Below are 20,896 nucleotides of genomic sequence, written 5' to 3'. Positions count from 1 at the left end.
TTCACGCCAAGGCGAGTGATCGCTATGTCGTAGCGGCGCAACGCCTTCGCGACGTCCCACTCCAGAATCTCCGCTTCACTTACCCGGTAAATGAGCGGCACCACATCGAGGATTACTTCGATGTCGCGCTCCGAAAGAAGGCCGCCGGTTGATTTAAAAAATCGTCGATGCGCACCTGCAGTTGCGTCCAGTCGGGCACGGTCAACAGGGCCAGGTCGGGGATCATCAAACCGGTGCAGTGGGCGGTGATGAACTCGGCGCGTTCCTTGGGCGTCTTGTGTTTTTTCATCGCCCTGGTGGCGCGCAGTACCGGCATTTCCAGGATCAGGGACGACAGGCTGCGGCCTGCTACAGCAAGCGGTTGCAGCAAGGTCACTTCGTCGGGGTCGACAATCGATTGCTTCCCCTCGCCCCCTTGCTCAAGAAAGTGCGAAGCCGGCAAGGTCGACATCTCGTGTACGTATCGGGCGATGGTCACGTAGTCCGGGCGTTTGAGCTGGTCGAGTTCCTTGACCGACAGACCGGTGGCCAGCAGCGCCAGCTCGAAGAACTGGTCCTCTTCATCATCGCCAGCGCGGGCCAGGGCCTCTTTTTGTGCAGCGTAATACAAGGGTTTGAGTTGGATTTGCTCGATCTGCGACCCGTCGTCGCCGGTGATTGGCGACAGCAGGTCGTGTTGAGGTGGCATCCAGGTCATAAAAAAATTCCTTGGTGATTTCAGCCTTGTGGGAGCGGACTTGACCACTCCCACAGTCTTTATCTATGGAGGGTTATGGCAGCAGGACTGCGCGGCGGGCATCGCCGAGAATGTCGACGCCGTTGAGCACGAACTTCTGGGTGCGCACATCAATGTCGATCACTGGGATGCCGTTTTCCAGACGGTTGTAGGTGCGGCAGGCGAGCTCGAGGGTGGTGGTGGGTTTATCGCCCATCTTCAGCTTGGCCTCGGCCAGGGATTTGAGCTTGCCGCCGACGGTGTGGTAGGTGAACCAGGTATTGCCATCCTGATCCTGCCCGGCTTCACGCACGTTCAGCAGAATGTCGTCACCCAGCTTCACGCCCAGCGCCAGCATGATTTCCGGACCAGCGCCTTGCAGCACGAGCGTGGCACCCAGCACTTTGCCGCTCTTGGCCATTTCCTCGGCGATGAAGCGTCCACCAGCCAAGGCTTCCATTTCGAATTCGATCTTCGGCGGAGTGAATTCCTCCACCGTCGCCGACAACGGCAGGCCTTGCAGGGTGGCCGCGATGGCCTGTCTTACGCGGTTGGTAAACATTAGAGAACGTCCTCCAGGAACTGCTCGATGATTTCATCGCGGGCATTGAGTTGATAAACCATGTGTTCATTTGGCGCGTAGCGGCCGTAGTCGATGACCACGTACCAGGTGCCGTTCTTGTACTTCTCGACGCAGTTCAGTTCCGGGTGCAGGTACACGCTGCCGCCAGGAATGGTTTCGTCGGCGACAAGGGTTTGCAGCCAGTCGTTGATGCGCTTGACCTCCTGATCCATGAACGACTTGGTCAGGTTCTTGGCCATGGCTTTCTGGCCGGCCTTGACCAGCTTGCGGCTGATCGCGTCTTCGAGGCCGACGTAGCTGATGAACTTGCCGGTGATCGAGCGGTTACCCAGCAGCGAGAAGCCGCCGAGGATGGTGCGGGCGTAGTAGCTGATGCCGTAGCGGTTGAGCAGATCGCCCTCGGTGGAGGTGTCGAGGATGTTGTATTCCACCACCCGCGAAACGTCCTCGGCGTAGGTCACCTGATTGCCCGGACTCTCCCATTGCTTGACCTTGGCCAGCGCCGCGATGGCCAGGCTTGAAGGCGACAGGAAGACGTTTTTCTTCGCCGCCTTGGAGTACACCGACGGCATGTTGTGCACCAGCAGGCAGCGGTCGAAGCCCAGCTCCGCGCCACCCAGTTCCTGGCTATACGTCACCTGATCGGCGACTGCGGCGTCTTTGCCGTCAAGCACCACCCGAGCCTTGATGCGTTTGCCAAACGAAGCAAACTCGCTGGCCACCGCTTTGGTACCGGTGAAGCCAGGTGCACCGATGATGGTCAGGTCCTCGGCCACACCGCTCAACGCCGCGAGACCGAGCTTGCGACCGGTCAATGGATCGATGCCGCCGATGACGTTGTTCAGCGTATCGGCCGGGGTGTCGCCCTCTTCGACGATGACCACATAAACCGGCACCTTGACCACTTTCAGGATCTGGAACACCGCGTGAAACAGAGTGCCCTCTTCGCTGCCGGTCGGGTCCAGCAGCGCCTGGGTGGTGAAGCTGTTGATGCGAAACGGTGCGTTGCGCGGAATCAGCGGATCGGCCTTCGGCGCGGTGCCGATCAGACCGATGACGTTGTCACCCAGGCCACCCATGGCCTCGGGGGATTCAGTGGCATTGACGGTGATGCCGTTGTGCTCGAAGTTCAAAACCTCAGCCATGGTTATTCAGCCTTCTTGGCAGCGGCCTTCTTGGCCGCGATGGATGGAGAGGCCGACTCGGCAGCCTCGGTTTTTTTCAGTTCCAGGCGACCGGCGCTGCGCAACGCATTGGCCTCCACGTCGAGCAGTTGCAGTTCCTGGCCGAGGCTCGACCAGTGACCACCCCCGGTGGGGAATGGGCGCAGTACGGTGTAGGTTTGGCGTTCTGCCATTTTTGTTTCTCCATGAATGAAAAAGCCCCTTGGATAAGGGGCTGTTGTGTGTTTTTCTGGGTTTGGTGGAAAAGAAAACGCCCCAGCGGTGCGGGGCGTTTATTGTTCTTGCTTGGTCAGCCACGGAGGCGCGACCGGACGCTGATCCGCTTCAGGAAACCCCGTCGTTTGAGGCCAGTCCCTTAATTTTCGGCGGTAGACTTGCAGATCGAGGTATTGCTCGGCGGTGAGCGTAGTTGCGGTACCTTGCTCCAGTTCATCGCGTTGGCGGGTTACAACGCAGTCCGTGATCGCCAATGTTCCGTTGCGCCAACGGCGCTCGATGCCAATCAATTGTTCATAAGTAACTTCCACGCGCGCGCGCTCCGCCAGCGACGGCGGGCTAGTAGAGAAGTCAATGATTTTCCCCATTGCCTGCTCTTCCAGGTACTGCCTATGCAGTTCATCAGTGATGAAAAAACCATCATCTGGCATCGGTCCAAATGTGTCGTCCCAAAAACCGCTTTTTGAGAAGCTCGCATAAATTGCCACATGCACCTCACTGGGGGACTCGCCCCCCATCTGTACAATAATAAAAGGGGTAAAGGCTTAACCACCGATGGCGAAAATTTTGGCCGGTGCAGTGATTGGCCCCCAGTTGTATAGGGTCATGCCTGACGGCGACACGTCACCCGCAACAACATTGCCGGAAGATGTGCTGGCGCTGAAACCTAAGGGGGCAGCGATTGCAAAAATGCAGGCATTGGGGAACACAATCGGAAATGCAACGCTGCCCGAGCCGCCGGCAGTAACGTACGCCGACTGACACCATTGCAAGATCAAACCGTTCGGAAGTTTTTGCCAGCCATTGGAAGTTTGCGAACTCGCAAATAAAGTGGTTTTTCCCATCATCCCCGTACCAGTCAGCAACCATGTTCCGGTACCGAGATGTATGGCGTCGACATAGGTGTCCGCCGGGATAGTCCTGGCGGTGCTCGAAGGCGTGCCGACGCTGATTGTTTCCTGCATCTTGTCCGTGCCTTGGACGGTCAAAGTAATTGCAACCGAGGGCGACCAGTTCTGAATCCGAACCGTAGCGCCAGCCGGCAAAGAATTCACAACCGAGTCGGGTAGGCTATAGGACGATGCAGTAAAGCATGAGAAATGCACGATTCCACCAACATGTGCCAGAACGCCGGTCAACGTACTCGCGGTTGCAGTCACACTGGAGTACTGAAGCCCACGCGCCTGGACCGCCGCCATGGTGGCCAGCTTGGTGGTCGTGTCAAACCGACCCGGCGTCGGCGCAGTCGGCGTACCGGTCAGCGCTGGCGAAGCCAACGGCGCCTTGGTCGCCAGTTGGTTGGTCATGGTGGTGGCAAAGTTCGGGTCATTGCCCAGCGCCGTTGCCAATTCGCTCAGGGTGTCCAGCGCAGCCGGCGAAGAGGCCACCAACGCAGCGACGGCCGACTGAATAAACGCAGTAGTCGCAATTTGCGTGGTATTGGTGCCTGCAGCAGCCGTCGGTGCGGTGGGAATGCCGGTCAGCGCTGGACTCGCCAATGGCGCTCGCGACGTATCCGTGGGGTGCCGATGGTCCTCACGCGTCAGTTTGGTGCTCGTTCCGACCGCCGCTGCGCCATCCATCAACGGTGCTGCCGTGGCCAAGTCAGCGGCTATTTCCTGCTGGACAAAGCCCGTAGTAGCGATCTGTGTGGAGTTCGCGCCAGGCGCTGCCGTTGGAGCTGTTGGAACACCCACCAAGGCTGGCGATGCCAATGGAGCGAAACCGTAGGTGACGTTCTGAAAAATCAATGCCGTGGTACCCAGCACAATCACGCCATCTGTCACGAGTTGCCAACGACTGTCAGCCTGCGTTGTCCCCTGCTCAACCGAAACCTGCAAGGCCGAGGTCACCTCTGCATTGGTATTGGCATCCTCAGAACGCATCCATGCAGCATTAGCTACAACGTACAAACCATTGTCTTTTGCCGATGCCTGGTTTTTAACCAGTACCCTATCTCCAGCGATAACAGCCACACCGTCGATTGTTTGTGCCCCGGTTAAAACGATGTTGTTTGTGGTTGCCACCCTCACAGACTGCTTGTTGTCGAGTTTTGCGAGCTCGTCAGCGACATAGGAAGTCACCCAGGCCCGCGTCGCCTTGACCACCGTGTCATCAATCAACAAGGTTACCAACGCCGCATTGCTGGTCTCGAAAATCGAACGAATGTAGAACTCTTTCCCCGACCCCGACGTCGCCAATACCGGCTTGAACGACTCCGGGTATTTGACGATGGCGTAGAGAATACCGGTGTCCGTCCACAGCCCGGCCTCGCGCACATACCAGCCGCCGACTTCGGGCGGAATCGTGACTTCTGCCAACAACCAGCTCGGATTTTTCTCGTCCTGGAACAGTGCATTGAGCGGCCCGCGCCAGACTTCGCGCTTGAGCGCAGTGTCAGTGGCCGCCGGGTTGTAGATTGCGCCAGCGCCGTCACCGACCGAAATCTGCGACAGTTTGATCGGCACGCCCGCCGCCTTGCAGGCGGTTTCGTAGGCAATCCCTGCATTCGTGAGCAGGGTGTAATAGTCAGCCATTCAGGCCCCCTGAGGATAAATAGTGGATGTTTCGACGGTGTAGATTCCGGCAGCCATAAAGGCCTCGCCTGAGGTTTCCAGCCCTTCGATGACGACGGGATAAACCGTGGTCAGCTCGCCGCACACCGTCGCCGCGCCAATCACGTGACGACCGAAGGCACTCAAGCCGACAGACACTGACAAGGTGTCGCGTTCGCTTTTGGCATCCGCCAGGCGTCGATCAAGACGTGCATCGATGTCTTCGCTGTAAGGCTGTTCGGTGAACGCCCTGACGGAAAAGCTGTAGGGCTGACCCGGCGGTATCTGCTCGTACCAAGCGCGCACTTCGGGTATCAGGCGCAAGCCCTTGGCTGCATTTTCCAGCGCCTGTCGTGTGCCGGCCTGACGCGCCGTGGGCCAGGCAAGTTCAACGGTCAAGCGCTTTTCCGCTTCGGCCGCGTCGGTGCTCCACTCGCTGACACCCCGATCCGCCGCGAGGTACGGGAGAAACGCCGCGGGTGTGTCGGTCGGGTTCATCAACTCGGGGAACGGCGGTTCAATGCGATCAAGCAAGATGCCGAACCCGAGATCCAGGGCTTTTTCCAGCGCCGAGCTGTTGGCTGGCAAAAGGCTTGGTCGATGTTGTGGGTCACTCATAGCGTGAGCACCTCCACGTCGATGCCGGTGCAGTAAGGTGCCTCGAAGGCCGTCGTCACAATCGGCTCCAGCGGTTCGAGAATTTCAAGCTGAACCGCGCCGGCGTTGTGCAGCGTGTAGTCGATCCAGCTCGGATCGACCCGTCCTTCGAGGCGATGACAGCTGTCGGCATAGGCTTGCAACTGCTGTTGCGCGGCGACTTTCGTCAGTCCCGAGTCAGGGCCGGCGTTGATCCTGGCGACCACCCGGATCTTGTAGTCCTTGATGTGGGCGCCCTGCACCGTGACCCGATCCGTTTCCGGTCGCACATCCGGTCGCTCGAAGTGCTGGCGTACCCCATCGAGCAACGCCCCGGAAGCCGTGCCATCCCCCTCCCGTGACAGCACTGTTACCATCACCTCGCCGGGGGCCGTGCGCCGTCCGTTGCCATCCTTGACCTGCGCGGCATAACCATCCGGGGCGAAGGTATAAGTGACCATCACCTCGCCCGGTTCGGCCGACTCCACCTTCATCACCGGACGCTCGCCGAGGGTGAACACCTCCCGTCGATACTGCATGCGCGAGCCGGCAGCGGGTGCATGGGGAGCCAGGTAGTAGCGCAATCGCGCGTCGTCGTCGCTTTCATAAACCGGTGCAATGGGCGGGAACGCCGCCGGATCGCCAGGGTCGAGCAACTGACGCTCAAGCCCCATGTCCGCCAGACGCGCATCGAGGTTACTCCCCGTCGCCCACCACGCCAGCATCTGCTTGATGCGGGCGTTGTACTTGCGCTCGTGCAGTTGCAGGCGCACACAAAACGCTTCGAGCGCCAGGGTCAGCAACTCGCTTTCGTTCTCCAGGCTGACCTTCAGTTTTGCCGCACTCTGCGGAGCACGGGCGCCGACGTACTCGACGACAAAGGTCTTGAATTCAGCCAGCAGCTCCTCGAACGCTTCGACCGTGACGATCGCCGGCTCGGCCAACTGGTTCTGACCCGGTATCAACATGCTCATGTCACCACCTCGAAAGACTGATTGCGGTTGTTCCAGGTACCCGCGAAGCGCAGGAGCAAACCCGCGCCGTGTCGACTGGCGACAATGACCTGTGGCTGGAAATCGCTGATGCCGTTCTGGCTGTTGTAGAACGCCTGTGCGGCGTGGCTCTGGGCCAGGATCAGCAAGTCGTCGCCGAGGTTCTGACCCAGCAGGTCTGGGATGGCGCAGCCATACAACGGACGTTTCTGGCGTGTACCCAGAGGCGTGGTCAGCGCCCGGGTGGCGCGCTGCACAAATTGCGGCCAGTCGTCGACCGTCGCGCCGGTATTTCTATCGATTCCAATCATGGGAAAACTCTTTATGCAGTGCTGATCACGCGACCCTGGTGATCCACCAGCGGGCCGCTCAAGTGCACACCGGATGCGTCGAGTCGCAGGCCGACCGCCCCCAGTTGCCATTCGATGACGTCAGTGCTCATCGCCAGTCGCGCCGGGCCGATGCTCAGTTCGAGCACTTCGCGATTGCCGTTGAACGCCGCCGGGCCGTTGTTCCAGTGCAAGGCATGACTGGCGTCGTCGTAACCGCTTTCCGTACCGTCCCGATAGAGGCGACGCGTCAGCGAAGCCTGGGTCGAAGCCGGGGGAAACTGATTGCCGTTAAGCCCGAACAGCGCAACGGATTGCGCGCTGCTCTCGCCGCCGCCATGGTTCAGCAACAGGCATTGCTCGCCCACGGAGGGAATCCGCGACTCGCTTTGCGCCCCGGCGCTGGGATTGAAAAAGCGGATAGCCGGCGTCAGCAATTCACCGTGGCTGACCCGGCATGTATTGCTGGCCGCATCAACTTCCTGGCATACGCCGATTCGGCACAGGCTGTCGGTACGTCGGTAAAGGTCTTCAAGCTCCGCCTCCATCTCGGCCAGACGCTCGATGATCGGGCCAAGCTGCAGGCGTAACAGCGCATCGAACATGGCTCAGCCCTCCAGCTCTGTGTATTGGTCCGGATCGTCGATATCCGACACTTCCCAGGTGCGGGCGTATTTCGGGGTGCCCAGCGGGTCGTCCAGCAGCGGTGGACCGAAGTACAGCACTTGGGTGAAGGACAGGGTCCAGGCAGGGAATTGCCCTGTGCCCTTGATAAATAACGACGGAATGGCGTCGAGGCTGGTGGGCAAATCGCATTGATCACCCGGCAGACCCCATCGGTTATCCGTGACCAGATCCTTGAGCAAACTGGTCAGATCGCAGGCTGCAAGGCTTGGGTTTTCGGACTCGGGACGCACCACGGCTTGCAACGAAACCGTCAGTACATGAGCAATTCGCCCATCACGACCACGACAATCTGCGGCATCACGCTCAAGGGCGATCAACACCCAGGGCTGGTCGCCGACATCCGTGAAGTCTTCACGACTACCGACGCTGATTCCGAGCTCCGAGTTGCGTAACGTCGCGGCAATGGCCGTAAACAGCTGCGAAGGTTTTTCGATGAGGGTGGGCATAAAAACTTCCTGTTCATGCGTCGAAGGGTTCATTGCTGATCGGGGCGAGAATCACGGGGCGGCACTTCGCTAACCCCGATCCGTTTCGCGGCCCAGCGCTCATAAAGCCCGATGGCCACGTCCGCCCCGGACATCGCCGTAAGGCAGCCAAAGGCGCCCGCGGCCCAGATCGACACGCCAGCCGCATACAGCAGCAGAATGGCCGAGACGCCGCAGACCATGCAGGCGCCGGAGCGCAAGGCCAGCCGTCGCAGCAGTGACCAGCCCCGAGCGCCGTCCTTGTCGGCGCGCCACATTTCGCCGGACACCCCGCCCACCAGGGCGAGAACGATGACGAGCCAGATCGGCATGTCCAGCAACGCTTGTTGCTCGTTTGTCATGTCACGCCTCCTGGGGTGATTGATGTGTGTGGTTCAGATGTCGCTTGTTGAGTGATTGATGGTCGGTAGGCATTCCAAAAAGCCCGACTCGCGTCGGGCTTTTCAGTAATGCGGTCCTTCGCGTTGACCTTTCGGCGCTACTGGCGCGGTACGGGTCCATTCAAATTGTTCTTCCGACCGCGGTCCCTGCCCGCCGGATAACTGCTTCTGGTGCTTTACGCTGCACACCCGGGTCAGTTGCCAACCCTCTGAACCGTTGAGGCCGGTTCATCGCTGCCTTTTTGGTGGAACTAAAGAGCTTCGTTTCGAGCCGCTTTGCTGAGCGGCTTGAGACAAAGAATATGCATGGATGCATATACAGTCAATGCACAAATGCATTTATTTATGCATTTGAAATGCACTGACGCATTGAACGCCCGCAAACAAAGGCGTTGGCGCCTTTTCGCAGGCGAAAAAAAACCCGCCTGATGGCGGGTTTTTATCTGACAGCGATGAGATTATCGGGCGTACATGCCCCACCAGAAGACGTGACCGAGGATGACGATTTGCTCTTCCTGCATTTCCTGGAAGCTGTAGTCCTCGTCCGGATGTTCATCGCGATTGAAGCTGCGCAGACGAATGCCGGTAGGCAGGCGATAAAGCTGTTTCACCCGCAACTGGCCATTGTGATTGATCGCATAAAGGTCGCCATCGATGATGTCGCCAATCCCGCTCTTGCCGGCATTGACGCCGACCGTGGCGCCGTCGCGCAGCACCGGCAACATACTGTTGCCGCGCACGGTCACGCATTTGGCCTGGTCGAACTGCACCCCATTATGGCGCAAACTGCGCTTTCCGAAGCGCAGGCTAGAGCGCTCGCTCTCTTCGATGACGAATCTTCCCGATCCCGCAGCCAATTCCACCTCGCGAAGAAAGGGGACCGACACCTCGTCATCATCAACGGGCGTATCGTCGTCCCACAGACTGATGTCCTTGAGTTCAGAATGCATTTGATCGCGCCCGCCGGTGGCCGCCGGCGCGACTTCCGCGCGACCGCGCAATTGGTCGGTGCTCACGGCGAAGTACTCGGCGATTTTCGAAATGTGTTTATCCGAAGGATCGACGATCTTCCCGCTGAGAATCCGCGAGAGCGTGGATTGAGGTACGCCGGTGCGACGGTGAAGCTCCGTGGGGGAGATCCCGTGCTGATCGAGCAGCGCTCTTAAGACAGTAGAAACATTGCGTTTTTGCATAACGAGCATAGTGCTGGTTCTTTTGGCGGAAGACAAATGCTCATTTGCATATATAGCGCATAAAGAGTCAGAAAGAGGCCGCGCAGCGTTCATGCCTGCGTCCGGTAGACCGCCCATGTTAATCTTGCGCCCATCGCGGAAAAGCCGGGCCGATGCCCCACCTTTGCCCCACACCTTTCAACGAGTTTTCCGATCCCCAATGAATAAAGCCGTTTCCGACCTGTCCTCACACACGCCAATGATGCAGCAGTACTGGCGCCTGAAGAACCAGCACCCCGACCAGTTGATGTTCTACCGCATGGGTGACTTCTACGAGATCTTCTATGAGGACGCGAAGAAGGCCGCCAAGCTGCTGGACATCACCCTGACTGCCCGCGGGCAGTCGGCCGGCCAGGCGATTCCGATGTGCGGGATTCCTTACCACGCCGCCGAAGGCTACCTGGCGAAACTGGTGAAGCTCGGCGAGTCGGTGGTGATCTGTGAACAAGTCGGCGACCCGGCCACCAGCAAAGGCCCGGTCGAACGTCAGGTGGTGCGGATCATCACGCCGGGGACGGTGAGTGATGAAGCGCTGCTGGATGAGCGTCGCGATAACCTGATCGCGGCCGTGCTGGGTGACGAGCGCCTGTTCGGCCTGGCGGTGCTGGACATCACCAGCGGTAACTTCAGCGTGCTGGAAATCAAGGGTTGGGAAAACCTGTTGGCGGAACTGGAGCGGGTCAACCCGGTGGAGCTGTTGATCCCGGATGACTGGCCGAAAGATCTGCCGGCTGAAAAACGCCGTGGGGTTCGTCGCCGTGCGCCGTGGGATTTCGAGCGTGATTCGGCGCTGAAAAGCCTGTGCCAGCAATTCTCCACCCAGGACCTGAAAGGTTTCGGTTGCGAGAACCTGACCCTGGCCATCGGTGCCGCCGGCTGCCTGCTGGCTTATGCGAAAGAAACCCAGCGCACCGCCCTGCCGCATTTGCGCAGCCTGCGCCATGAACGCCTGGACGACACCGTGGTGCTGGACGGTGCAAGCCGCCGTAACCTGGAACTGGACACCAACCTCGCCGGCGGTCGCGACAATACGCTGCAATCGGTGGTCGACCGTTGCCAGACCGCCATGGGCAGCCGTTTGCTGACCCGCTGGCTGAACCGTCCATTGCGGGACCTGAACGTTTTGCTGGCCCGCCAGACCTCGATCACGTGCCTGCTCGATGGCTACCGCTTCGAAAGGCTGCAACCGCAGCTCAAGGAAATCGGCGACATCGAGCGAATTCTTGCCCGGATCGGCCTGCGCAATGCGCGCCCGCGGGATCTCGCACGCCTGCGCGATGCCCTCGGCGCTCTGCCTGAATTGCAAGTGGCGATGACTGGGCTGGAAGCCCCGCATCTGCAACAACTGGCGACCACCACCAGCACCTACCCGGAACTGGCCGCACTGTTGGAAAAAGCCATCATCGACAACCCGCCAGCGGTCATCCGCGACGGCGGCGTGTTGAAGACCGGTTACGACAGCGAACTCGACGAATTGCAGTCGCTCAGCGAAAACGCCGGGCAATTCCTGATCGACCTTGAAGCCCGGGAAAAAGCCCGCACCGGCCTGTCGCACCTCAAGGTCGGCTACAACCGCATCCACGGTTACTTCATCGAGTTGCCGAGCAAGCAGGCCGAATCGGCGCCTGCCGATTACATCCGCCGACAAACCCTCAAGGGTGCCGAGCGTTTCATTACCCCGGAACTCAAGGCCTTCGAAGACAAGGCCCTGTCGGCCAAGAGCCGCGCCCTGGCCCGGGAGAAGATGCTCTACGAAGCATTGCTCGAAGACCTGATCGCACAGTTGCCACCGCTGCAGGACACCGCTTCGGCGCTGGCCGAACTGGATGTACTGAGCAACCTCGCCGAGCGTGCGCTGAATCTCGACTTGAACTGCCCGCGTTTCGTCAGCGAGCCGTGCATGCGTATCAGCCAGGGTCGTCACCCGGTGGTCGAGCAGGTGCTGACCACGCCGTTCGTGGCCAATGACCTGAGCCTTGATGACAACACGCGCATGCTGGTGATCACCGGTCCCAACATGGGCGGTAAATCCACCTACATGCGCCAGACCGCGCTGATCGTACTGCTGGCCCATATCGGCAGCTTTGTACCGGCAGCCAGCTGTGAATTGTCGTTGGTCGACCGGATCTTCACGCGGATCGGCTCCAGCGATGACCTGGCGGGCGGGCGCTCGACCTTCATGGTCGAAATGAGCGAAACCGCCAACATCCTGCACAACGCTACCGAGCGCAGCCTGGTGCTGATGGACGAAGTCGGACGCGGCACCAGCACCTTCGACGGTTTGTCCCTGGCCTGGGCGGCGGCGGAACGACTGGCACATCTGCGGGCCTACACATTGTTCGCCACGCACTATTTTGAGCTGACGGTCCTGCCGGAAGCCCAACCGCTGGTGGCCAACGTGCACCTCAATGCCACTGAGCACAACGAACGCATCGTCTTCCTGCACCACGTGCTGCCCGGGCCTGCCAGCCAGAGCTACGGCCTGGCGGTGGCGCAGTTGGCCGGTGTGCCAAGTGAAGTGATCGTGCGCGCCCGCGAGCATTTGAGCCGGCTGGAAGACACCGCCCTGCCCCATGAAGCGCCCAAACCGACCAAAGGCAAACCGGCCGCGCCACAGCAAAGCGATATGTTTGCCAGCCTGCCGCATCCGGTGCTGGATGAACTGGCCAAGCTCGACCTGGACGACATGACGCCGCGTCGCGCGCTCGAAATGCTCTATACACTAAAGACACGGATCTAACGCATCAGCTTGCAAGCTGTTAGAATCTCGCGCGGTTTGGGATGCTGCTGGCTTTTAGCCTGGCCTGCAGACTATCGCTCCCAAACCTTGCGACCCCTACGTGAAGGGGCGCAGCAAGCCGCGCCTGAGGAGAAAATTAGAAATGACCTTCGTCGTCACCGACAACTGCATCAAGTGCAAGTACACCGACTGCGTAGAAGTCTGTCCGGTGGACTGCTTTTACGAAGGCCCGAACTTCCTGGTGATTCACCCGGATGAGTGCATCGACTGCGCACTGTGCGAACCTGAATGCCCTGCCGTGGCCATCTTCTCCGAAGATGAAGTCCCTACCGGCATGGAGAACTTCATCGCATTGAACCTGGAGTTGGCCGAGGTCTGGCCGAACATCACCGAAAGGAAAGATGCGCTGCCCAATGCAAAAGAGTTCGATCGCGAGATAAGCAAATCTGTAGGCAGCAGCAAGCTGGAACTCCTCGAACGCTGATTACCCACGCGTTCGCGAAAAAGGCCCCACAAGGGCCTTTTTGCTTTTCTACGGGCAAAAAAAAGGGGCGGTTTGACCCGCCCACATTTTTTCCCTATTCCCTGTGTTCCTTTTCATCGTCCTGATGAATCGCTTCCTGCGATGTCCCTTCCCCTCGTCCTTGAAGGGTGTGTCCATCCTTCGACACGCCCCAGATACTAATGCGATCCCCGGTGAGAGCAACTGCCCTTTCGAGCCAAAACAGGCTGTCACATGCTTATAATCTTTAAATTTTTACTTAGTATTCAGTTAGATAACGATCTGCGCGAAAGCCCATCGCAGACTGCCACGCTGTAAAAATAACGAACACTTACGAGAGAGTAAGCCAAGACTTACACATCAAGACTACAAACCTGAGGAGGTCTTGCAGCCCCGAGGGAGTCGATTAACAGGCAATAAAAAGCCCCGAACCAGTCGGGGCTTTTGTTGCTTGCTTCACTGGTCTGTCATTGAAACAGCGACTCGCTCGACAGGCCGTTTTTCTCCAGGATCTCCCGAAGACGCTTCAGGCCTTCTACCTGAATCTGTCTGACCCGTTCCCGGGTCAGGCCAATCTCCAGGCCTACGTCTTCAAGGGTGCTGCTCTCGTGACCCCGCAGACCGAAGCGGCGTACAACCACTTCGCGCTGCTTGTCGGTCAGCTCCGAGAGCCATTGATCGATGCTCTGGGACAGGTCGTCATCCTGCAGCAGTTCGCATGGATCGGTTGGACGATCGTCAGTGAGAGTGTCCAGCAGGGTTTTATCCGAATCCGGACCCAGCGAGACGTCGACCGAAGAAACCCGCTCGTTCAAGCCGAGCATGCGCTTGACCTCTCCCACTGGCTTTTCCAGCAGATTGGCGATTTCTTCAGGTGAGGGTTCATGGTCGAGTTTTTGCGTCAGCTCCCGAGCCGCTCGCAGGTACACGTTCAGCTCTTTGACCACATGGATCGGCAACCGGATGGTCCGGGTCTGATTCATGATCGCGCGCTCGATGGTTTGACGAATCCACCAGGTAGCGTAGGTCGAAAAGCGGAAACCGCGCTCAGGGTCGAACTTCTCCACCGCCCGAATCAGGCCGAGGTTGCCCTCTTCGATCAGATCGAGCAGCGACAAGCCACGATTGACGTAGCGCCGGGCGATTTTCACCACCAGCCGCAGGTTACTTTCAATCATGCGTTTGCGCCCGGCCGGATCGCCACTTTGCGACAGGCGCGCAAAATGAACTTCTTCTTCGGGGGATAACAGCGGGGAAAAGCCGATTTCATTGAGGTACAGCTGCGTGGCATCGAGTGCCCGCGTGTAGTCAATGTACTTGTGTTGCTTTAACGAAGCGGAGTGTCTGGATTTGGCACGAACGGAAGGTGGAGCCGCCCCTTCATCATTCGACATCGAATCCGTATCGATGCCGGTCTCCATCAGGAGAACCTCATCGTCGATGTCAAACTCCGGCACTTCTTTACTGAGAGCCATTGTTATAGTCCTTTGGTGAGTTCGACCTCAAGCTCAAGCGGCGCCTTTATCCTTGGCAACGCTGGAGCCTGTCCCCTCTACGTGACGGAACAGGCTGGTAGCGATCAACGACGTGGCAGGAATTGCAGCGGATCTACAGGTTTACCTTGGCGGCGAATCTCAAAATGCAGTTTCACCCGGTCTGTACCCGTTGACCCCATTTCGGCAATTGTCTGTCCGACCTTGACCTGCTGCCCCTCCCGAACCAACAGCCTGCGGTTATGTCCGTAGGCACTGACGTAGGTTTCACTGTGTTTGATGATGACTAATTCGCCGTAGCCCCTTAAGCCACTCCCGGCGTATACCACCGTCCCATCAGACGCAGCTAAAACAGGCTGTCCCAAATCTCCGGCGATATCAATTCCTTTATTCAAACTACCGTTTGAAGAGAATTTGCCAATCAAAATGCCATTAGATGGCCATCCCCAGCCGGTCGGGGCTGGGCCTGGAGGAGGCAAGGGAGCGGGTGCTGGCTTGTTGGCGACGGACGGTACAACCACCGGTGCAGTCGTGGTGGCACCGTCCACGGGACGACGGATGACCGTGGTTTTACTCGACGACGAGGGGCTGGAACTGGACGAACTGACCACCGTTGTCGGTGTTGAACCGGTGCGGCCATCGAAGCGAATCGTCTGACCCGGATGGATCGTGTAAGGCGCAGGAATGTTGTTGCGTGCCGCGAGGGCCTTGTAGTCCCAACCGTAACGGAAGGCGATCGAGAACAAGGTGTCTTTCGGTCTGACGACGTATTGTCCCGTCGTCACAGCCGGGCGCTGGGCAACGGCGTTGTTGCGGTCAACGACGCGCACGTCGCTGGATTTGTTGCTGGAACAACCGACCAGCAAGGTGCTCATGACAAGGCCAGTCACCAGGCGCTGAAAGCTCGTTTTACCCATACGCTGCGCAATGACTGTGAGACTCACCCGCCGCTCCCTTTGTGGTGGCTGAAAATGTGATTTACCGTGTTTCGGCACGAATTGTCGCCAGTATAACGGGCCGTGCAGGCTTTACCCGTAATGAAGCGAAATGGCTCCGCGCACACGTTTGCTGCATGGCAAATGAACCCGTTTATCCAATCGACGCTGCTGTAAGACAAAGGCCGTCGAAGAGAATTCAGCGCGTTTAAACAAATGCTCAGGCCAGTGGTCCATTGAGCAACGGAACGAAGCGTACCGCCCCGAGAACACGCCTGGAAAAACCCTGTTCCTCGCGAATGATCAACATCAATTGTTGCACTTCACCGGACCCGACCGGGATCACCAGACGCCCTCCGGGCGCCAATTGATCGAGCAATGCCTGAGGCACGTCGGTCGCCACTGCTGTCACGATAATGCCGTTATACGGCGCCAGCGCCGGCCACCCCTCCCAGCCATCGCCCCAGCGAAACACCACGTTGCGCAGATTCAACTCCACCAGGCGCTCCTTGGCCCGGTCCTGCAGCACCTTGATGCGTTCGACGGAAAACACCCGCTCGACCAACTGGGACAGCACCGCCGTCTGATAGCCCGAACCGGTACCGATTTCCATCACCTTGTCCAGTGGACCTGCTTCCAGCAGCAGCTCGCTCATGCGAGCCACCATATAAGGCTGGGAGATGGTCTGGTTATGTCCGATCGGCAGCGCTGTGTCTTCATAAGCACGGTGCGCCAGCGCTTCATCGACGAACAGGTGACGTGGTGTACGGCGGATGACTTCCAGCACCCTTGCGTTGGACACCCCTTCCTCGTACAAACGCTGAATGAGGCGTTCACGGGTCCGTTGCGAGGTCATGCCGATGCCGCGACGCAGCATATCGTCTTGCTCACGAGACATCAGCGCAGCCCCTCCAGCCAGCCATCAAGACTTCTGAAGGCATCATTGAAGGTCCGATCCAGTTGCAATGGCGTGATGGAGACATAGCCCTGCATCACTGCATGGAAATCAGTGCCGGGGCCGCCGTCCTCGGCGTCCCCCGCGGCGGCAATCCAATAGCCGGACTTGCCGCGCGGGTCGACCACTTTCACCGGGGCCGCTGCACGGGCGCGATGCCCCAGGCGTGTCAACTGGACACCGCGGATATGCTCGAGTGGCAAATTGGGAATATTCACGTTCAGTACTGTACGCGGTGGCAGCTCGAGATCCGCATGGGCCTCGACCAGTTTGCGCGCAAAGTAAGCCGCCGTGGGAAGGTTATCGACTTGCCGCGAGACCAGTGAAAAGGCAAACGCAGGACGGGTCAGGAAACGCCCTTCAAGCGCCGCCGCCACGGTTCCGGAATACAGCACATCGTCCCCCAGGTTGGCGCCCAAATTGATCCCGGACACCACCATGTCCGCCTCACGCTCCAGCAAGCCATTGAGGCCCAGGTGCACGCAATCGGTCGGCGTGCCGTTGACACTGATAAAGCCATTGGCCAGCGTCTGCGGGTGCAAGGGACGGTCGAGCGTCAGCGAACTGCTGGCGCCGCTTTTGTCCTGGTCCGGGGCGATAACCACGCATTCGGTGTAATCCGCCAGCGCAGCATAAAGCGCGGCGAGACCGGGTGCGGTTACCCCATCGTCGTTAGAAATCAGAATACGCATGGGCTGTCCGTCTGCCCTACCGGCACCAGATCTACAAGCTCGCGCACCAATACGGTGGCGAAGCATCCGGCCGGCAGGACGAATTCCAGTTGCAGAATGTCAGGCTCGGGATAATGCCACGTCAACCCGGCAATGGGCAGCCGCAGGATGCGACGTTCGTGGCTCATTCCGGCGTTAATCAACCAATCGCGAAGGTCCGCTTCGCGCGCAGCGATTGCCTGCTCCAGTTCATGGACAGCGCCCGTGGCCGGCGAGTCACCTTCGCCCCACTGCGGCCCCGTCGGGTGCAGATCCAGAATCGCCAGGCGCGGGTCACTGCACTCGGCCTCACCAGCCGGAAAGAAGCTGCGGCTGTCGGTGAATGCCAGCAGATCACCGACCTGGGCACGCTGCCAGGTCCCATCGGCGACACGCGCGGCCAACACCTGGTTGAACAGAAAACTGCGGGCGGTCGAGAGCAGGCGCGAACGAACGTTGCGCTGCTCCGGCAACGCCTTGCGAGCAGCCCAGGCACGGGCGTCGACCACGTTGCCGCCGTCATGCCCGAAGCGCTGGGCGCCGAAATAGTTGGGGATGCCTTGCTTGGCAATCAGTTGCAGGCGCGCGTCGATGGCCGCCTTGTCACCGGCGAACTGCGTCAGGCGCAAGGTGAAGCCGTTGGCCGAATGGGCACCGCGCTGCAGCTTGCGTTTATGCCGGCTGGTCTTGAGGATCTTCAGCGTGTCGTTTTCTGCCGCCGACAGATCGGGATCGGCCTTGCCCGGCAGTTGCACGCTGAACCATTGGCGGGTCAGCGCCTGGCGATCCTTGAGCCCGGCGTAACTGACGGTGCGCAAGGGCACACCCGCTGCCTTGGCAATGCGTCGCGCTGCTTCCTCGGTATTCAGTCCGCGCTTTTCCACCCAGATCCACAGGTGTTCGCCGTCGCCGGTCAGGGGAATATCCAGGACTTCATCGACCTGAAAATCTTCCGCGATGGCTTTCAATACCGCGGTACCGAGGGCATCACCATAGGCCCGCGGGCCGAGCAATTGCAGTTCGTTCATGCGCGCAACAACAAGGCAACGGAGTGCACGGCAATGCCTTCTTCGCGACCGACAAAGCCAAGCTTTTCGGTGGTGGTAGCTTTTACGTTCACTTGATCCAACTCAACTTGAAGATCCGCGGCAATCAGCGCACGCATCGATTCGATATGCGGGGCCATTTTCGGCGCCTGGGCGACGATGGTGTTATCGACGTTGCCGACCTTCCAGCCTTTGGCGTGGATCAGTGCGACGACATGACGCAACAGCACACGGCTGTCGGCGCCTTTGAATTGCGGGTCGGTATCCGGGAAATGCTTGCCGATATCACCCAGCGCGGCAGCGCCGAGCAAGGCATCGCTCAAGGCGTGCAGCAGGACGTCACCGTCGGAGTGAGCGAGCAGTCCGAAGCTGTGTGCAATGCGCACACCACCCAGAGTAATGAAATCGCCTTCAGCGAAACGGTGCACATCATAGCCGTGGCCAATACGCATAAAAAAACGCCCCGATTTTTGTCAGGGCGTGATTCTACCTGCTATTGCTCAGCTAGTGTCCTGTCTCACACCAAAGCATGCGCGTGATGCCGCAAGTGATCTTCGATGAAACTGGCGATGAAGAAATAGCTGTGGTCGTAGCCGGGTTGCAGACGCAGCGTCAGTGGATGACCGGCCTGCCGGGTCGCCTGTTGCAGCGCTTCAGGCTTGAGCTGGGTGGCGAGAAAATCGTCGCGGTCGCCCTGGTCGACCAGCAGCGGCAACTTCTCATCGGCCTCGGCAATCAACGCACAGGCATCCCATTCGCGCCATTTCGAACGGTCCTCGCCCAGATAACGGGAAAAGGCCTTCTGCCCCCAAGGGCAGTCGATCGGATTGTTGATCGGCGAAAACGCCGACACCGACAGATAGCGTCCCGGATTGCGCAGGGCACAGACCAGCGCACCGTGCCCCCCCATCGAGTGACCACTAATGCCGCGCTTGTCCGACGCCGGGAAATGGGCTTCGACCAATGCCGGCAATTCCTGCACGACATAGTCATGCATCCGATAGTGGCGCGACCAGGGTTCCTGGGTGGCATTCAGATAGAACCCGGCCCCCAGGCCGAAATCCCATGCTCCCTCCGGATCACCCGGCACATCGGCACCGCGAGGGCTGGTGTCCGGCGCGACGATAATCAGCCCAAGCTCGGCGGCCACGCGCATGGCGCCGGCCTTCTGCATGAAGTTCTCATCCGTGCAGGTCAGGCCGGACAACCAGTACAACACCGGCAACTTGCCGCCCTGCTCCGCTTGCGGCGGCAGGTAGACGGCGAACACCATGTCGCAACCGAGCACGTCGGAGCGGTGTCGATAGCGCTTGTGCCAGCCGCCGAAGCTTTTCTGGCAGGAAATATTTTCAAGGCTCATGGCAGACCTCAGAAATGGATGACGGAGCGAATGCTTTTTCCTTCATGCATCAGGTCGAACGCCTTGTTGATATCTTCCAGGCCCATGGTGTGGGTAATGAACGTATCCAGCGGGATTTCACCGGTTTCGGCCATTTCCACGTAGCTTGGCAATTCGGTACGACCACGCACACCACCGAACGCTGAACCGCGCCAGACGCGACCGGTGACCAACTGGAACGGACGGGTGGAAATTTCCTGGCCCGCACCGGCAACGCCGATGATCACCGACTCACCCCAACCCTTATGGCAGCACTCCAGTGCGGCACGCATCAATTGCACATTACCAATGCACTCGAAGGAAAAGTCGACGCCGCCATCGGTCATGTCGACGATGACTTCCTGGATCGGACGATCGAAGTCTTTCGGGTTCACGCAATCGGTTGCACCCAGTTGCTTGGCGATTTCGAATTTTGCCGGGTTGATATCGATGGCAATGATTCGGGCAGCCTTGGCTTTCACCGCGCCGATGACAGCCGACAGACCGATACCGCCGAGACCGAAAATGGCCACGGTGTCACCCGGTTTCACCTTGGCGGTATTGAGCACGGCGCCGATGCCAGTGGTGACACCGCAGCCCAGCAGGCAGACTTTTTCCAGAGGCGCTTCCTTGGCGATTTTGGCGACGGAGATTTCCGGCAGCACGGTGTACTCGGAGAACGTCGAAGTGCCCATGTAGTGGAAAATCGGCTGGCCCTTGTAGGCAAAACGCGTCGTGCCGTCCGGCATCAAGCCTTTGCCCTGGGTCGCACGAATGGCCTGGCAGAGGTTGGTCTTGCCCGACAGGCAGAATTTGCACTGGCGGCATTCCGGGGTGTACAGCGGAATGACATGATCGCCCACCGCGACAGAGGTCACGCCATCGCCGATTGCCTCGACAATCGCCCCGCCCTCGTGACCGAGGATAGACGGGAAGATGCCTTCCGGATCAGCGCCGGACAGGGTGTAGGCGTCGGTGTGGCAGACACCGGAAGCCACCACACGCAGCAACACTTCACCCGCCTTGGGCATGGCGACATCCACTTCAACGATCTCCAGAGGTTTCTTGGCCTCGAAGGCAACGGCGGCGCGTGACTTGATCATGGTGATTCTCCAGTGAATGAAAACGAGACAGGAAGTGTAA

At 59.3% G+C, this 20,896-nt stretch carries 23 protein-coding genes; 2 read left to right on the top strand and 21 right to left on the bottom strand.

The features are described 5' to 3' along the window. Nucleotides 1-112: 112 nt before the first annotated feature. From HNQ83_RS11305 to HNQ83_RS11245, 13 genes are all read right to left on the bottom strand, one after another. Nucleotides 113-697: a phage tail assembly protein gene (locus HNQ83_RS11305; protein ID WP_175389020.1), complete on the bottom strand. Its 585-nt coding sequence runs from the start codon at nt 695-697 to the stop codon at nt 113-115. A 73-nt stretch (nt 698-770) separates the two neighbouring features. Continuing rightward, on the bottom strand, nt 771-1,277 hold the full coding sequence (locus HNQ83_RS11300) for a phage major tail tube protein (RefSeq protein WP_175389019.1): 507 nt from the start codon (nt 1,275-1,277) through the stop codon (nt 771-773). Then, complete coding sequence (locus tag HNQ83_RS11295) at nt 1,277-2,443, bottom strand: phage tail protein (RefSeq protein ID WP_175389018.1); 1,167 nt, start codon at nt 2,441-2,443, stop codon at nt 1,277-1,279. The genes HNQ83_RS11300 and HNQ83_RS11295 overlap by 1 nt, the downstream gene beginning before the upstream one ends. Nucleotides 2,444-2,445: 2 nt before the next feature. Beyond that, on the bottom strand, nt 2,446-2,655 hold the full coding sequence (locus HNQ83_RS11290) for a hypothetical protein (RefSeq protein WP_175389017.1): 210 nt from the start codon (nt 2,653-2,655) through the stop codon (nt 2,446-2,448). A 99-nt stretch (nt 2,656-2,754) separates the two neighbouring features. Further along, nucleotides 2,755-3,186, bottom strand: a complete 432-nt coding sequence (locus tag HNQ83_RS11285) for a phage tail assembly chaperone (protein ID WP_372241894.1) — start codon at nt 3,184-3,186, stop codon at nt 2,755-2,757. A 57-nt stretch (nt 3,187-3,243) separates the two neighbouring features. Beyond that, nucleotides 3,244-5,235, bottom strand: coding sequence for a phage tail protein (locus HNQ83_RS31155; RefSeq protein ID WP_256668940.1), 1,992 nt, complete (start codon nt 5,233-5,235; stop codon nt 3,244-3,246). Next, on the bottom strand, nt 5,236-5,871 hold the full coding sequence (locus HNQ83_RS11275) for a phage tail protein I (RefSeq protein ID WP_175389016.1): 636 nt from the start codon (nt 5,869-5,871) through the stop codon (nt 5,236-5,238). Beyond that, the gene (locus HNQ83_RS11270; protein WP_175389015.1) at nt 5,868-6,863 is read right to left on the bottom strand and encodes a baseplate J/gp47 family protein; all 996 of its coding nucleotides are present in this window, start codon (nt 6,861-6,863) and stop codon (nt 5,868-5,870) included. The genes HNQ83_RS11275 and HNQ83_RS11270 overlap by 4 nt, the downstream gene beginning before the upstream one ends. Beyond that, nucleotides 6,860-7,192: a phage baseplate protein gene (locus HNQ83_RS11265; RefSeq protein WP_175389014.1), complete on the bottom strand. Its 333-nt coding sequence runs from the start codon at nt 7,190-7,192 to the stop codon at nt 6,860-6,862. Before HNQ83_RS11265 ends, HNQ83_RS11270 begins: the two co-directional genes overlap by 4 nt. 11 nt (nt 7,193-7,203) lie before the next feature. Further along, nucleotides 7,204-7,815, bottom strand: a complete 612-nt coding sequence (locus tag HNQ83_RS11260) for a phage baseplate assembly protein V (protein WP_175389013.1) — start codon at nt 7,813-7,815, stop codon at nt 7,204-7,206. A gap of 3 nt (nt 7,816-7,818) precedes the next feature. Next, on the bottom strand, nt 7,819-8,343 hold the full coding sequence (locus HNQ83_RS11255) for a hypothetical protein (protein WP_175389012.1): 525 nt from the start codon (nt 8,341-8,343) through the stop codon (nt 7,819-7,821). Between the two features lie 29 nt (nt 8,344-8,372). Next, nucleotides 8,373-8,723, bottom strand: coding sequence for a phage holin family protein (locus HNQ83_RS11250; protein ID WP_175389011.1), 351 nt, complete (start codon nt 8,721-8,723; stop codon nt 8,373-8,375). 497 nt (nt 8,724-9,220) lie between these two features. After that, a complete protein-coding gene (locus tag HNQ83_RS11245; protein WP_175389050.1) occupies nt 9,221-9,955 on the bottom strand; it encodes an XRE family transcriptional regulator in 735 nt (244 codons plus the stop codon). A gap of 199 nt (nt 9,956-10,154) precedes the next feature. Between HNQ83_RS11245 and mutS the strand changes: the two genes are divergently transcribed. After that, nucleotides 10,155-12,734 (top strand): DNA mismatch repair protein MutS, encoded by a 2,580-nt coding sequence (gene mutS, locus HNQ83_RS11240; RefSeq protein ID WP_175389010.1) that lies wholly within the window; start codon nt 10,155-10,157, stop codon nt 12,732-12,734. 142 nt (nt 12,735-12,876) lie between these two features. Further along, on the top strand, nt 12,877-13,218 hold the full coding sequence (fdxA, locus tag HNQ83_RS11235; RefSeq protein ID WP_175389009.1) for a ferredoxin FdxA: 342 nt from the start codon (nt 12,877-12,879) through the stop codon (nt 13,216-13,218). A 485-nt stretch (nt 13,219-13,703) separates the two neighbouring features. Here the strand turns inward: fdxA and rpoS are convergent, their stop codons facing one another. From rpoS to HNQ83_RS11195, 8 genes are all read right to left on the bottom strand, one after another. Further along, the gene (gene rpoS / locus HNQ83_RS11230) at nt 13,704-14,711 is read right to left on the bottom strand and encodes an RNA polymerase sigma factor RpoS (protein WP_175389008.1); all 1,008 of its coding nucleotides are present in this window, start codon (nt 14,709-14,711) and stop codon (nt 13,704-13,706) included. Nucleotides 14,712-14,815: 104 nt separating this feature from the next. Beyond that, nucleotides 14,816-15,673 (bottom strand): peptidoglycan DD-metalloendopeptidase family protein, encoded by an 858-nt coding sequence (locus HNQ83_RS11225; RefSeq protein WP_175389007.1) that lies wholly within the window; start codon nt 15,671-15,673, stop codon nt 14,816-14,818. A 211-nt stretch (nt 15,674-15,884) separates the two neighbouring features. Next, nucleotides 15,885-16,520 carry a protein-L-isoaspartate(D-aspartate) O-methyltransferase gene (locus tag HNQ83_RS11220; RefSeq protein ID WP_175389049.1) on the bottom strand — a complete coding sequence of 212 codons (636 nt, stop codon included), beginning with the start codon at nt 16,518-16,520 and terminating at the stop codon, nt 15,885-15,887. Nucleotides 16,521-16,561: 41 nt separating this feature from the next. Continuing rightward, nucleotides 16,562-17,311 carry a 5'/3'-nucleotidase SurE gene (surE, locus tag HNQ83_RS11215; RefSeq protein WP_175389006.1) on the bottom strand — a complete coding sequence of 250 codons (750 nt, stop codon included), beginning with the start codon at nt 17,309-17,311 and terminating at the stop codon, nt 16,562-16,564. Continuing rightward, nucleotides 17,299-18,357: a tRNA pseudouridine(13) synthase TruD gene (gene truD, locus HNQ83_RS11210; protein ID WP_175389005.1), complete on the bottom strand. Its 1,059-nt coding sequence runs from the start codon at nt 18,355-18,357 to the stop codon at nt 17,299-17,301. The genes surE and truD overlap by 13 nt, the downstream gene beginning before the upstream one ends. Further along, nucleotides 18,354-18,827, bottom strand: a complete 474-nt coding sequence (gene ispF, locus HNQ83_RS11205) for a 2-C-methyl-D-erythritol 2,4-cyclodiphosphate synthase (RefSeq protein ID WP_038979164.1) — start codon at nt 18,825-18,827, stop codon at nt 18,354-18,356. Before ispF ends, truD begins: the two co-directional genes overlap by 4 nt. Nucleotides 18,828-18,892: 65 nt before the next feature. Next, complete coding sequence (gene fghA, locus HNQ83_RS11200) at nt 18,893-19,735, bottom strand: S-formylglutathione hydrolase (protein ID WP_175389004.1); 843 nt, start codon at nt 19,733-19,735, stop codon at nt 18,893-18,895. A gap of 8 nt (nt 19,736-19,743) precedes the next feature. After that, nucleotides 19,744-20,856 (bottom strand): S-(hydroxymethyl)glutathione dehydrogenase/class III alcohol dehydrogenase, encoded by a 1,113-nt coding sequence (locus HNQ83_RS11195; RefSeq protein WP_175389003.1) that lies wholly within the window; start codon nt 20,854-20,856, stop codon nt 19,744-19,746. Nucleotides 20,857-20,896: the final 40 nt, after the last annotated feature.

Source organism: Pseudomonas sp. C2B4 (assembly GCF_013359695.1).
Taxonomy (GTDB): Bacteria; Pseudomonadota; Gammaproteobacteria; order Pseudomonadales; family Pseudomonadaceae; genus Aquipseudomonas.
The sequence above is the reverse complement of the archived record's forward strand: the minus strand, read 5'-3'. Positions and strand labels throughout refer to the sequence as shown.

What these genes read in the sequence shown, in the direction of transcription:
- HNQ83_RS11270 (WP_175389015.1), bottom strand. Translation starts at nt 6,863, where the DNA reads ATGAGCATGTTGATACCGGGTCAGAACCAGTTGGCCGAGCCGGCGATC.
- ispF (WP_038979164.1), bottom strand. Translation starts at nt 18,827, where the DNA reads ATGCGTATTGGCCACGGCTATGATGTGCACCGTTTCGCTGAAGGCGAT.
- rpoS (WP_175389008.1), bottom strand. Translation starts at nt 14,711, where the DNA reads ATGGCTCTCAGTAAAGAAGTGCCGGAGTTTGACATCGACGATGAGGTT.
- HNQ83_RS11260 (WP_175389013.1), bottom strand. Translation starts at nt 7,815, where the DNA reads ATGTTCGATGCGCTGTTACGCCTGCAGCTTGGCCCGATCATCGAGCGT.
- HNQ83_RS11275 (WP_175389016.1), bottom strand. Translation starts at nt 5,871, where the DNA reads ATGAGTGACCCACAACATCGACCAAGCCTTTTGCCAGCCAACAGCTCG.
- HNQ83_RS11250 (WP_175389011.1), bottom strand. Translation starts at nt 8,723, where the DNA reads ATGACAAACGAGCAACAAGCGTTGCTGGACATGCCGATCTGGCTCGTC.
- HNQ83_RS11295 (WP_175389018.1), bottom strand. Translation starts at nt 2,443, where the DNA reads ATGGCTGAGGTTTTGAACTTCGAGCACAACGGCATCACCGTCAATGCC.
- HNQ83_RS11290 (WP_175389017.1), bottom strand. Translation starts at nt 2,655, where the DNA reads ATGGCAGAACGCCAAACCTACACCGTACTGCGCCCATTCCCCACCGGG.
- HNQ83_RS31155 (WP_256668940.1), bottom strand. Translation starts at nt 5,235, where the DNA reads ATGGCTGACTATTACACCCTGCTCACGAATGCAGGGATTGCCTACGAA.
- mutS (WP_175389010.1), top strand. Translation starts at nt 10,155, where the DNA reads ATGAATAAAGCCGTTTCCGACCTGTCCTCACACACGCCAATGATGCAG.
- fdxA (WP_175389009.1), top strand. Translation starts at nt 12,877, where the DNA reads ATGACCTTCGTCGTCACCGACAACTGCATCAAGTGCAAGTACACCGAC.
- HNQ83_RS11305 (WP_175389020.1), bottom strand. Translation starts at nt 697, where the DNA reads ATGACCTGGATGCCACCTCAACACGACCTGCTGTCGCCAATCACCGGC.
- HNQ83_RS11255 (WP_175389012.1), bottom strand. Translation starts at nt 8,343, where the DNA reads ATGCCCACCCTCATCGAAAAACCTTCGCAGCTGTTTACGGCCATTGCC.
- HNQ83_RS11300 (WP_175389019.1), bottom strand. Translation starts at nt 1,277, where the DNA reads ATGTTTACCAACCGCGTAAGACAGGCCATCGCGGCCACCCTGCAAGGC.
- surE (WP_175389006.1), bottom strand. Translation starts at nt 17,311, where the DNA reads ATGCGTATTCTGATTTCTAACGACGATGGGGTAACCGCACCCGGTCTC.
- fghA (WP_175389004.1), bottom strand. Translation starts at nt 19,735, where the DNA reads ATGAGCCTTGAAAATATTTCCTGCCAGAAAAGCTTCGGCGGCTGGCAC.
- HNQ83_RS11265 (WP_175389014.1), bottom strand. Translation starts at nt 7,192, where the DNA reads ATGATTGGAATCGATAGAAATACCGGCGCGACGGTCGACGACTGGCCG.
- HNQ83_RS11195 (WP_175389003.1), bottom strand. Translation starts at nt 20,856, where the DNA reads ATGATCAAGTCACGCGCCGCCGTTGCCTTCGAGGCCAAGAAACCTCTG.
- HNQ83_RS11220 (WP_175389049.1), bottom strand. Translation starts at nt 16,520, where the DNA reads ATGACCTCGCAACGGACCCGTGAACGCCTCATTCAGCGTTTGTACGAG.
- HNQ83_RS11245 (WP_175389050.1), bottom strand. Translation starts at nt 9,955, where the DNA reads ATGCAAAAACGCAATGTTTCTACTGTCTTAAGAGCGCTGCTCGATCAG.
- truD (WP_175389005.1), bottom strand. Translation starts at nt 18,357, where the DNA reads ATGAACGAACTGCAATTGCTCGGCCCGCGGGCCTATGGTGATGCCCTC.